This is a genomic window from Nocardia mexicana NBRC 108244 (assembly GCF_001613165.1).
Taxonomy (GTDB): Bacteria; Actinomycetota; Actinomycetes; order Mycobacteriales; family Mycobacteriaceae; genus Nocardia; species Nocardia mexicana.
Map to the genome: position 1 here is coordinate 129098 of NZ_BDBV01000055.1, position 11356 is coordinate 140453.

Consider the following 11356-nt stretch of genomic DNA (forward strand, 5'->3'; position numbering starts at 1 on the left):
CATCGATGATCGGACCGTTACGGTCGGCGCTGCTGGGCACCGGCGCCGACGTGCCCCCGCTGGGCAGACCCGGATTCCAGGCGCCCAGCCCGGCGACGAAGGCCGAATTGGAGCGCGTCGCCACCAATTTGGCGGGCTGTATCGACGTCGCCGTGCGCAGCAAGAACAACGACGAACTGATCGCGCACATCGAACAACTGCCCGAGCGGTATCAGGGCTTCGCATTCGAGGGCGCCGCAACGGGTTTGGCCGCGGTCGACTCGATCACCCCGTTCAGCAAGCGGGCCCACGACCTCATCGCCGGGCCCGCCGCCAAGCACGACCTGACCATGTATGTCGGTGTCGGACTGGCGATGGGGCGGATTCCGCGGCCGTTCTGGCGCAAGGTGATGCCGAAGCATCCGTCCTACCGCTGGCTGGCGATCGACGGCTACGGCTTCTACAACGCCTTCTTCCGCACCGAGAAGTACATCGGCCGGCACTACGTCGATACCCGGTATCCGCGCTGGATGGGCGATCGCGCACCGCTGCTGCGCGCGGCCGATCAGGGCATCGGCCGGGCGCTGTGGTTCGTCAGCGGCGGTTCCCCGGAGGGCGTGGCCAAGCTGATCGAGGAATTCGACGCGAGCAGGCATGCCGACCTGTGGGGCGGCATCGGCATCGCGACCACGTTCGCGGGCGGCGTGGAAACCAGTGACCTGGAGGCGATCCTGACCCGGGTGCCGCAGTTCCGGGAGCCGCTCGCCGCAGGATCCGCGATGGTCGCCAAGATCCGCACGCAGGCCGACAACGCCATCCCGCACACCCACGCCGCGGTGCTCACCTACACCGGCCGCAGCCTCGACGCGGCCGCCGCGCTCATCGACCAGGCGTTCGACGAGGTGCCGCAGGACGGCACCGCGGCCGCCTACCAGCGCTGGCGCGATCACCTCGGCGTCCTCGCCGCACCGAAATGAGCGCCATGGACTGGACCGGCAAGCACGTCATCGTGACCGGCGCCTCCGAGGGCATCGGCGCCGCCGTGGCCGCCGCCTGCGCCCGCCGCGGGGCCCGGGTGTCGATCATCGCCCGGCGCCCGGATCCGTTGCGGGAGACCGCGTCTCGCATCGGGGCCGATCACCGCGCCGCCGATGTCACCGACCGCGCGGCGCTGACGGCGGCGATCAAGGAACTGGAGGCCGCCCACGGCGACTGCGCGGTGCTCGCGTGCTGCGCGGGCCTGACGCTGCCGGGACTCTTCGTCGAACTGGACGACGACGAATTCGCCGTCCAGTCCGATGCCAACTATCTCGGCTCGGTCAACGCGGTCCGAGCCGTGCTGCCGGGGATGCTCGAGCGCGGCGCCGGGCATGTGCTGCTGCTCAGTTCGACCTCGGCGTTCCTCGGGATCCCCGGATACGGCGCCTACGCTCCGACCAAGGCGAGCATCCGGCAGCTCGGACTGTGCCTGCGGTACGAGGCCGAACCGGCGGGTGTGCGGGTGTCGGTGCTGTATCCGGCCGATACCGATACCCCGGGGCTGGTGCGCGAGAATCTGCGCAAGCCGCCGGAGACGAAGGCGATCACGGGCTCCATCGACCCGATGCCCGCCGACAAGGTCGCCGAGGCGGCGGTGCGCGGGATGGAGCGGGGCCGCGCGCACATCGCGGTCGACCCCCTCACCAGTTTCCTCATGCGCTGGGCGAATCTCCCGGAGGATTTCATGCGGCCGTTCTTCCGCCGCAATATCGCCCAGGCCCGGCGCCGGGCCACGCGGGCGGCCTCATGACGGCATTGTCGACGGCGGCCGAGCTCACCGGGCTGCGAATACCGCCCCAGCGGGGACCACCGATACCCAGGCCAGCAGCATGGCCATGAACGCCCAGGATTTCGCGCCACGCACGACCGCCATCGCCTCCGGCAATTCCTTGCCACGGACACCGGTCAGCAACCGCAGGAAATAGTGCACGGCGAAGCCGACGACCGCCAGGTACGGAATATACGTCCAGGAGAATCCGGTGAGGGGAAATGCCGCCACGACGAAAATGATCGCACCGACGACGAGTTGAGCCAGACCGAGCGCGAACGAGCCCACCAGCCCGAGCGCACGCGGCGCGGTTTCGATGGAATGCTCGGCATCCTCGGGCACATCCTCGGCGGCATTCACGATGAATACCGAATTGACCGTCATCGCGAGGCCGGTGATCGCCAGCAGTGCGGACCATTCGAAGGGACGTTCGTAGGTACGCAGCAGAATGATTCCGGGAAGGAGCGTCACCATCAGCAGCACGGTCGGAACCTGCCAGATTCCGGCGCCCTTCAAATGCAGCGGCGGCAGCGAGTACTGAAACGCCAGCACGACCCCGATACCGACGAGAACGAGCAGATCAGGTCTACCGGTCAAGGCCACGAGCCAGACCAGAGACACCGCGATGACGGCGAACCGCGCCACGATCAGACCGCGCACCCGCCGCACTCCGAGCTCGTGCACCGCCCGCGACAGGCGCGACTTGAATTCCAGGTCCAGCCAGCGGTCGGCAAGGCAATTCACGGCATTGGTGACCAATACATAGGCGGTGAGCATGATAAAGGTGACCAGCATCCGCACGGAGAACACCTCACTCCACGAATGCGTGCTCACCACCACCGACGCGGCCATCACGCCCATACCCAGCGGAATTACCTCGGATCGCTGGACCACCAAACCGAACCGGAGAATCTCCCGCGGGGATAATTTTCGCCCCTCCTCACCCGGACCGACCGCGAAAACGCGGCGGAACTCGGATACCGAACCCATGGTCATCGAATTCTCCAATTCCCTGGATAACACCCCTACACCCGCGCATAATACAAGCAATCCCAGCCGATGAAAACAGTGCGAAAGGATGGCGACAATGTCAATGCTGGACTCCGCGACCGACAATGTGCTGCGAACCCCCTACCAGCGAGCCGTCGCCGATTACTGGAACAACAATCCGAACGACGACCGCGTCAATGTCCGGCTCGGTGAGGTGGACGGCCTTTACCACCACCACTACGGAATCGGCGACTACGACCCCGAGGTGCTGTCCGGCCCGGCCGAGACCCGCGAGGAGCGCCTCGTCGCCGAAATGCATCGGCTGGAAACCGCGCAGGCCGATTATTTGCTGGATCAATTCGGCCCCGTGGAAACCGGCGATCGACTGGTCGACGCGGGCTCCGGCCGCGGCGGCACCAGCATCATGGCCCACGCCCGGTTCGGCTGCCGGGTCGACGGCGTCTCCATCTCGGAGTACCAGGTCGGCTTCGCCAACGAGCAGGCCGAGCAGCGCGGCATCACCGACCGGGTCACCTTCCACCTGCGCAATATGCTCGACACCGGATTCGACACCGGATCCATCCGCGGCATCTGGACCAACGAGACCACGATGTATGTCGACCTGTTCGAGCTCTACGCCGAGTTCGCCCGGCTGTTGCGGCCCGGCGGGCGGTACGTGTGCATCACGGGCTGCTCCAACGATGTCGTCGGGGGCCGGTCCTCCGCGGTCAGTCAGATCGACGCCCATTACACCTGCAACATCCACCCGCGCGGCGAGTACTTCAAGGCGCTGGCCGCGAACAAGCTGGTGCCGGTGAGCGTCGTCGACCTGACCCCGGCCACCATCCCGTACTGGGAGCTGCGCTCGCACTCCGAGCTGGCCACCGGTGTGGAGAAGCCGTTCCTCACCGCGTACCGCGAGGGCAGCTTCCAATACCTGCTCATCGTCGCCGACAGAGTCGCCTGATGGCCTCCGGCACAGGACAATTCGACACCGATCGCGAGTCCCTGCTCGTCGAGCTGGTCGACGGCGACGGCTTCGCGGTCGGTTCGTGTTCGGTGGCGCGGGCGCACCATCGGCCCGGGCGGCTGCATCGCGCGTTCTCGGTGCTGCTCTACGACGCGTCGGGGCGGGTGCTGCTGCAGCGGCGGGCCGATGTCAAGACACGGTTCCCCGGACTGTGGTCCAATGCGTGCTGCGGGCATCCGGCCCCGGGCCAGGATGTGGTCGGCGCGGCCACGATCCGGCTGAAGGAGGAACTCGGCACCATCTCCGACACCCTCACCGAGGTCGGCGTCTATCGCTACCGCGCGCTGGACCCGCTGGAGGACCAGGAGGAGAACGAGTGGGACCACGTGCTGGTGGGCACCCTCACCGAGGGTGCGCTGCAGCCCGATCCGGCCGAGGTGTCCGAATGCACCTGGGTCGATCCCGCCGAGCTGCACGCCGCGCTCACGGCCGAACCCGACCGCTACACCCCCTGGCTGCTCGGGGTACTCGAGGTTGCCAGGCCTGAATTGACAAGGGACGGATAGGAATTGCCGACAGACACTCACAACGGCGTGAGCCCGACCCTGCGCGGTCGACTACAGCGAATCTTCACGGCCGGCCCCGCGGAACAGGGCCGGCCCCTTCCGCTGGGCACCAGGTTCAACTACGCGCTGTGGCTAACCCGGCCCGAGATCGCGCCCATGTCCGGCGCGGTGATGGTGGCCGACGTGCTGTTCAGCGCCCACTCCGGCGCCGAGATCTGGAACGTCACCATGCTCGTCGCGGCGCTCATCCTGGCCGTGGCCATCCAGGTGCTGCACGTCGCCAACTGCCTGGCCGACCGCTGGGTCGACATGGAGTACAAATCCAAGTTCGCCCGCATGGTGCGCGATCTCGGGGTGCGGTTCGTGGCGTGGGAAGTCTATCTCATGACCGCGTTCATCCTGCTGGGCGGCGTCTATCTCGCGTGGGCGACAAGGCATTTCGATCTGCTGCTCATCGTTCCACTCGGCACCTTCCTGCTGCTGCAGTACTCGCTGCCGCCGTGGCATTTCAAGTCGGCCGGATTCTGGCAGATTCCGTGGACCTACGTCGCGACGATGGTCTTCCCCGGCCTGGTCGTGCTGCGACTCTACGACCGTCCCATCGAAATACCGGCCCTGCTGGCCATTCTCGGCCTCGGGCTGACGCTCACCGGGATCTTCTCGGTCAACACCGCCGAGGACCTGCCCGAGGACGCCGAGCACGAGATCTTGACCTCGGTGCGGGCGCTGGGCCTGCGTGCCTCGTTCGCCGAGTCGTTCACGCGGGTGTGTGTCGGCGCCGCCCTCGTCATCGGAGGCGTTGTGGCCGTGGCGGGTTGGACCTGGACCCTTATCCCGTACGCCGCCGTCCTCGCGGTCGTGCTGTGGTACCTGGGCAGCACCCTGGTGGGCGTCTGGGGCAAACCGCTGGAGGAGGCCATGACCGTCGTCCGTCCGCGCGCCAAACTCTTCGTCGTCATGGTCGCCCTCATGGGCTGGGTCACGGTCCTCCCCGCCGCCGCCATGTTCGCCGCCCGCTGAGGTCGCGGTGCGTCGGTAGGGGGTTGATCAATCCGCCTCCTACCAGCACCGTCATCGTCGTGCCGTGCGTCCACCTTCGCGTCCGGTTCACGGGCGTCGGTAGCGTCGTATCGGTGGACGTGCTTGCCGAGATGCTCCAGGGGATCCGCGCACAGGGCTCGCTGCTGTGGCGGGCCGATCGGCAGGCGCCCTGGTCCTGGCTGGCCGACCGAGCGGCCCCGCTGACGCTCTACGCCGTTCTGCACGGCCATGCCTGGCTCAGCCGCGACGGCCGGGCCAACGAGCTCGTCGCCGGGGATATCGCCCTGATCCGCGGCGCCGGACCACATGTGCTCGGCGATGCTCCCGATTCACCCCCACAGGTCCGCATCCACGCGGGCGAGACATGCACGGCCCTCCGGGCGCCCACGGCGGGCCACGGTGGCCGGGCGGTCGTCATCGCGGGGACCTACGGCAGCATCGACATCGCGGGCCGCCGGCTGCTCGACTCGCTGCCCGAATACGTGTGTGTCACCGCCGGTTCCGGCGCTTCGCCCGCCGCGCTGGCTCTGCTCGACGAGGAGATCGAGCACATCGGGCCGGGCCGCCAGGCGGTCCGCGACCGGCTGCTGGATCTGCTGCTCGCCCACACGCTGCGCGCGTGGCTGGCCGGTGCGGAACCGGATTCCCCGGGATGGCATGCGGCACTGCGGGATCCGGTTGTCGCCCGGATCCTGCACGCCATCCACTCCAGCCCGGGTCATCCGTGGACCGCCGACTCCCTGGCCGCCCACGCCGCGGTCTCCCGTGCCACGCTCTACCGCCGGTTCACGGCGCTGTTCGGCGAGTCACCGCTGTCGTACCTCACCGGGCGCCGCATGACGCTCGCCGCGGATCTCCTCGCCCGCGGCGAAACGGTCACCGCCGTTGCCCGAAAAGTGGGCTACCGCAACCCTTTCGCCTTCAGCACCGCCTTCCGGCGCCATCACGGCAAACCCCCCAGCGATCTGCATCCGGCACCCTGAGTTCGCCCGGCCGGGACGCGCGGTCGTGACCCGCTCGAGCCATGCGCGCCGAATGCGGCCACCGGCGCGCTAGGCTGACCTCGTGAACGACTCCAGCCGAGTTCCACCGGCCGAGAGTTACGGCATTGTAGCGATCGCCTCGTCCGCAGGGGGCATCACCGCATTGAGCCGGGTGCTCGGCGGCTTCCCGCACCAGTTTCCGGTCCCGATCCTGGTGGTGCAGCACCTCGATCCGCGACACCAAACGGTCATCGCGGATGTGCTGGCCCGCCGCTGCAAGGTGCCGGTTCGCCTTGCCGCCGCCGATGATCGCGTCGAGCCCGGCGTCGTCTATGTGGCGCCGCCGAACTATCACCTGCTGGTCGGAGCCGACGGTGTGCTGTCACTGTCCAGCAGCGAATTGGTGCATTTCGTTCGTCCCTCCGCGGACCTGCTGTTCGAGTCGGTAGCCGGGGCCTACGGTTCCCGGGCCATCGCGTGCGTGCTGACCGGATCGGGCAGCGACGGCGCCATGGGTGTGGGCGCGGTGAAATCCCGTGGCGGCACGGTGATTGCGCAGGATCCGGAGGAAGCCGAGTTCAAGGGCATGCCGGAGGCCGCCGTGCAGACCGGCGCGGTGGATTTCGTCCTACCGCTGGGCGAGATCGCCGATGTCATCCGAGGGCTGGTCGGGGTGAGGAGTTCGTGACGGAGCCGAACGAGAACACCGACTCGCACGGGAGCACGACGAGCGAGACAGCCGAGGTCGGCGGATCGGTGGAGGACCTGCTGATCTTCATCCGCGACTCCCGCGGTTTCGACTTCACCGGGTACAAGCGGTCGTCGCTGGCCCGCCGGATCCGCAAACGCATGCACGAGGTGCGGATCTCCGATTACCACGACTACCGCGACTATCTGGAGAGCAACGCCGACGAATTCCGGCACCTGTTCAACACCATTCTCATCAACGTCACCAGTTTTCTCCGCGACGTCGACGCCTGGCAGTTTCTGCAGCGCGAGGTCGTCCCCGAACTGGTGACGAGCGTGGACCCGGCCGAGGAGATCCGAATCTGGAGCGCCGGTTGCTCCAGCGGCGAGGAGGCCTACTCCCTCGCCATCGTCTTCGCCGAGGTCCTCGGGATCGAGGAATGCGTCAAACGCATCAAGATCTACGGCACGGACGTCGACGAGGAGGCGTTGCGCGACGCCCGGACCGGCATGTACACCGCCAAGACGCTGGAACCGCTGTCTACCGAGCTGCGCGGCAAGTACTTCGAACCCAACGGCGACAAGTACATCTTCCGATCGGACCTGCGCCGCCGGGTGATCTTCGGCCGTCACGACATCACGCGCGACGCCCCCATATCCCGGCTGGATCTGCTCGTATGCCGCAACACCCTGATGTATTTCAATGTGGAGGCGCAATCGCAGATACTCGATCGCTTCCATTTCGCACTGCGCGACGGTGGTTTCCTGTTCCTCGGCAAGGCCGAGATGCTGCTGTCGGACGGCGATCGCTTCGAAGTGGCGAATATGCGTCAGCGAATCTTTCGCGGCCGCGGCGGCCACACCGTCGCGCCCCATCCCCCCGTGCTCCCGAGGCTGGATGCCGGTCTCGGCAAGGAGGTGCAAGGCTTCGTCAAGCGGCGGCAGATCGGTGAACTCGCCCTCGAGAGCGCGCCGTTCGCGATGCTCGGCGTCGACGTCGAAGGGCGGGTCACGGTCGCCAACACGCAGCTGCGCAACCTGTTCGGCCTGACCACGCACGATATCGGGCGCCCCCTGAGCGATCTCGAGATATCCTATCGCCCCGTCGAATTGCGGTCGCTGATCGAACAGGCCGTCGCGGAGCACCGCAATATCCGCATCGCCTCCGTGGAGCGGCGCATGGGGCCCGACGACACCCAGTACTTCGACGTCCACGTCCAGCCACTGTGGAGCGCCGAGGGCGTGAACGTCGGCGTCGTGATCAATTTCGTCGACACCACCGTCGCCACCCGGCTCTCGCTCGAGGTCAAGGTCAAGCGCGAAGAGCTCGAGACCGCCTACGAGGAGCTGCAATCCACCAACGAGGAACTCGAAACCACCAACGAGGAACTGCAGTCGAGCATCGAAGAACTCGAAACCACCAACGAGGAACTGCAATCCACCAACGAGGAACTCGAAACCACCAACGAGGAACTGCAGTCCGGCAACGAGGAACTCGAGACCATGAACGAGGAACTGCGCATCCGCACCGATGAGCTGGACGAGGCCCGCACGTTCCTCGAGGGCATCCTGTCCAGCGTCGCGGCGGGCGTCGTGGTGCTCGACGGCGACCTGCGGGTGCGCAGCTGGAACCGCGGCGCCGAGGAGCTGTGGGGGCTGCGGTCCGACGAGGTGAGTCAGCAGTTCTTCCTCACCCTGGACTTCGGCCTGCCGACCGACCGGCTGCAGGAGCCCATCCAGCGGTGCCTGAAGACGGGCCGCCGTACCGGTCCGGTCGAGGTGCCCGCGGTCAACCGCATCGGCCGCTCGATTCTGTGTGCGGTCGTCTGCTCGCCGCTCGACGGCAGCCGCGACGGGGTGGTCCTGCTGATGGAGGAATCGGCACAATCGTCCGCTGCACCGCAACGAAACTGACTCGAGTTGTGCCCATTCCCCACGGTGGGGTTACGCTTGCCGGGTGTCGTCGCTACCGGACGAGCACCAGGATATCGCCGAGGCCCTGCGGCTGTACGCCCTGGAATTGCAACGCGCGGCCAATGCCGCCGCCATCGCCGAGAGGCACGAGGAGCAGGCGAAGCAGCCCCCTGCCTCGATGCGCCCGTTCCGTCAGCGCATGGCCACCCTGCATCGCACTATCGAGGCACGGCACCGGGCATGCGCCCGGCTGCACCGGCTCTACGCCCTCCGCCTGCAGAAGTGGCGTGCCACCGGAGCTGCCACCCGGCGACCCGTGTTCATGATGGCCGTCGCCGACCAGCTCCGGGTGCGCAGCGCCGCTGTCGTGTTGTTCGACGACGAGCAGCGGGAGTTGCTCGCCGCCACCTCCGATGCCGTGGCACAGACTGTGCACGAACTCGAAACCGTCACCGGCGCGGGCCCTGCCCTCGACATCGCCGCGGGTCAGGATCACGTGCTCGCCACCGACCCCGATTTCGCCGAACGCTGGCCCGAATTCGGTGTCGCTCTGGCCGATCTCGGAGTCCGCACCGTGCTGGCCGTGCCGCTGCTGGCCGCCTCCCGGCGCCTCGGCGCCCTGTGCCTGTACTCGGGCAGCGACGTGCTGACCGACGACGCCGTGACCGGCGCCGACCGCGTCGCCGACGTGCTGGCCAACACCGTCCTGCTGACGGGATCGGTCACCGATGCGGCGTCCGACGGCATGTCCCCCCGCGGGGCCCTCTTCGACGATGCCGATTTCCTCACCGATGTGAATCAGGCGGCGGGCGTGGTCGCCGTGCAGTGTTCCTGCGATCCGGACACCGCCTTGACGCTGCTGCGAGCCCGCGCCTTCGCCGAGAGCGTACCGCTGCCCGAACTCGCCCACCGAGTACTCGACGAAGGGTACCGATTATGCTGATTCACAACATGTTCCGAGCCGAGGCGGTCCCATGACGAACCGACTGGCGACCGGTCTGTCGGCGCTGACGTCCGCGCTGCTGTCGACCGAACCCGCAGACGATTTCCCGCGCAACGTCGCCGAGATCATCTCCGAGATGCTCCCCAGGCGCCCGCTTACCGGTCTCGTCCTGCTCGAGGGCGACACCACCGTCGGCGGCTCGCGCGACGCCCATGCCATGCTCCTGGACGAGGCGCCCCGCGACGACGGCCTGGGGGCCGCACGCCAGGCGATGCGGTCCCGGCAGCCGGTTTCGGCGACCGACCTCGGAACCGAGCAGCGCTGGGGCGCCTACCCGAAGCGAATGGTCCGACACGGGATCCGTTCCGCCGAGGTGTGCCCGCTCATGTCGAACGACGAGATCCTGGGCACGCTCGGCCTGTACTCGCCGCGGCCCAACGCCTTCGACGACGAGAGCCGCCGGACACTGGCGCTCGTCGCCGAGCACGTCGGCCTGCTGCTGGGCTGGGCATTCACCGCCGCGCAGCAGGAGCAGCTGACCGAGCAGCTGCGCGCGGCCCTGCAGTCCCGATCCGCTATCGACCAGGCCCTGGGGATTCTCATCGGGCAGCACCGGTGCAGCCGTGACGAAGCCTTCGACAGGCTGCGGCGCCTGTCGAATCAGCGCAATATCAAGCTGGCCCGGGTCGCCGCCGACCTCGTCGCCGAGATCAGCGGAACAGGTTCGCCCGCTCTGCATTTCGACGACCCCGCGGCGCCACGGCGCATCGCGCCGGGTTGGCTTCCGATGGCGTCGCCCGAGAACTGACCGGCCCTACAGGCGTTCGGGAGTCAGCAGGGCGGAGGCGACGACCGCCAGGAAACGAGCGGCCAGCACGCCGTCCACCGCCCGCTGGTCCACCGATACCGTCGCCGTCAGCTGCGGCCGGGCCACGACCGATCCGTCCACCACGCAGGGATGGGCGGCCACGGCGCCGAATCCGACGATCGCCACTTGGGGCTCGACGATGACGCCGACGACCGAACCCGCACCGTTGTCCCGGAGATGCAGGACCGTGATCGTCGCAGGAATCGCAGTCTCGGACGTGGGCCGACCGGCTTTTGCCCGCAGCTCGGCATGGCGGACCGCGCCCGTCATGGATGCCATGTCGAGCGTATCGGCATCCGAGATCGTGGGCACGGCGGCGGCCGCACCACTGCGGTACACCGTGACGCCGAGGTGGACTGCGGAGGCTTCCTCGAAGAGTCCGTCGACCCAGTGCCCGTTCAGCTCCGGCACTCGCCGCGCCGCCAGCGCCGTTGCCCCGAAAAGCAGGGACGACAGCGGTATCCGGTCCTCGGAGGCGGGCGATCTGGCCAGGTCGTACACCAACCGTTCCACGGCCGTCATATCGATCATCCGGGACACTTCGATCGTGCCATGCGCCAGGTGCCGCCGGTCCCCGGGCGGTCCCGCGGCGCGATCGGCCGCCTCCG

At 67.8% G+C, this 11356-nt stretch carries 12 protein-coding genes; 10 read left to right on the forward strand and 2 right to left on the reverse strand.

Annotation, left to right across the window (positions count from 1 at the left end):
• The first annotated feature begins 5 nt into the window (after positions 1-5).
• On the forward strand, positions 6-956 hold the full coding sequence (locus tag NM1_RS22755; RefSeq protein ID WP_068023253.1) for a DUF1702 family protein: 951 nt from the start codon (positions 6-8) through the stop codon (positions 954-956).
• Positions 957-961: 5 nt separating this feature from the next.
• On the forward strand, positions 962-1768 hold the full coding sequence (locus tag NM1_RS22760) for an SDR family NAD(P)-dependent oxidoreductase (protein WP_068023168.1): 807 nt from the start codon (positions 962-964) through the stop codon (positions 1766-1768).
• A 24-nt stretch (positions 1769-1792) separates the two neighbouring features.
• On the opposite strand, the gene NM1_RS22765 is transcribed toward NM1_RS22760, so the two are convergent.
• Complete coding sequence (locus tag NM1_RS22765; protein WP_084519921.1) at positions 1793-2782, reverse strand: UbiA family prenyltransferase; 990 nt, start codon at positions 2780-2782, stop codon at positions 1793-1795.
• Between the two features lie 91 nt (positions 2783-2873).
• Between NM1_RS22765 and NM1_RS22770 the strand changes: the two genes are divergently transcribed.
• The 8 genes from NM1_RS22770 (at position 2874) to NM1_RS22805 (ending at position 10688) form a co-directional block, all read left to right on the forward strand.
• Positions 2874-3743 carry a geranyl diphosphate 2-C-methyltransferase gene (locus NM1_RS22770; protein ID WP_068023171.1) on the forward strand — a complete coding sequence of 290 codons (870 nt, stop codon included), beginning with the start codon at positions 2874-2876 and terminating at the stop codon, positions 3741-3743.
• Complete coding sequence (idi, locus tag NM1_RS22775; protein WP_068023174.1) at positions 3743-4312, forward strand: isopentenyl-diphosphate Delta-isomerase; 570 nt, start codon at positions 3743-3745, stop codon at positions 4310-4312. The genes NM1_RS22770 and idi overlap by 1 nt, the downstream gene beginning before the upstream one ends.
• A 3-nt stretch (positions 4313-4315) precedes the next feature.
• The gene (locus NM1_RS22780; RefSeq protein WP_147288806.1) at positions 4316-5332 is read left to right on the forward strand and encodes a UbiA prenyltransferase family protein; all 1017 of its coding nucleotides are present in this window, start codon (positions 4316-4318) and stop codon (positions 5330-5332) included.
• A 113-nt stretch (positions 5333-5445) separates the two neighbouring features.
• Positions 5446-6336, forward strand: coding sequence for an AraC family transcriptional regulator (locus NM1_RS22785; RefSeq protein WP_068023257.1), 891 nt, complete (start codon positions 5446-5448; stop codon positions 6334-6336).
• A gap of 82 nt (positions 6337-6418) precedes the next feature.
• On the forward strand, positions 6419-7024 hold the full coding sequence (locus NM1_RS22790; RefSeq protein WP_068023178.1) for a chemotaxis protein CheB: 606 nt from the start codon (positions 6419-6421) through the stop codon (positions 7022-7024).
• Positions 7021-8937 (forward strand): CheR family methyltransferase, encoded by a 1917-nt coding sequence (locus NM1_RS22795; protein ID WP_211339297.1) that lies wholly within the window; start codon positions 7021-7023, stop codon positions 8935-8937. Before NM1_RS22790 ends, NM1_RS22795 begins: the two co-directional genes overlap by 4 nt.
• 43 nt (positions 8938-8980) lie before the next feature.
• Positions 8981-9880 (forward strand): GAF domain-containing protein, encoded by a 900-nt coding sequence (locus NM1_RS22800; RefSeq protein WP_068023181.1) that lies wholly within the window; start codon positions 8981-8983, stop codon positions 9878-9880.
• 31 nt (positions 9881-9911) lie between these two features.
• A complete protein-coding gene (locus NM1_RS22805) occupies positions 9912-10688 on the forward strand; it encodes a GAF and ANTAR domain-containing protein (RefSeq protein ID WP_068023184.1) in 777 nt (258 codons plus the stop codon).
• A gap of 6 nt (positions 10689-10694) precedes the next feature.
• Here the strand turns inward: NM1_RS22805 and NM1_RS22810 are convergent.
• Positions 10695-11356: 2-oxo acid dehydrogenase subunit E2 (locus tag NM1_RS22810; RefSeq protein WP_218022174.1), on the reverse strand; the 662-nt coding region annotated here is incomplete at its 5' end.

What these genes read in the sequence shown, in the direction of transcription:
- NM1_RS22755 (WP_068023253.1), top strand. Translation starts at nt 6, where the DNA reads ATGATCGGACCGTTACGGTCGGCGCTGCTGGGCACCGGCGCCGACGTG.
- NM1_RS22760 (WP_068023168.1), top strand. Translation starts at nt 962, where the DNA reads ATGGACTGGACCGGCAAGCACGTCATCGTGACCGGCGCCTCCGAGGGC.
- NM1_RS22765 (WP_084519921.1), bottom strand. Translation starts at nt 2,782, where the DNA reads ATGACCATGGGTTCGGTATCCGAGTTCCGCCGCGTTTTCGCGGTCGGT.
- NM1_RS22770 (WP_068023171.1), top strand. Translation starts at nt 2,874, where the DNA reads ATGTCAATGCTGGACTCCGCGACCGACAATGTGCTGCGAACCCCCTAC.
- idi (WP_068023174.1), top strand. Translation starts at nt 3,743, where the DNA reads ATGGCCTCCGGCACAGGACAATTCGACACCGATCGCGAGTCCCTGCTC.
- NM1_RS22805 (WP_068023184.1), top strand. Translation starts at nt 9,912, where the DNA reads ATGACGAACCGACTGGCGACCGGTCTGTCGGCGCTGACGTCCGCGCTG.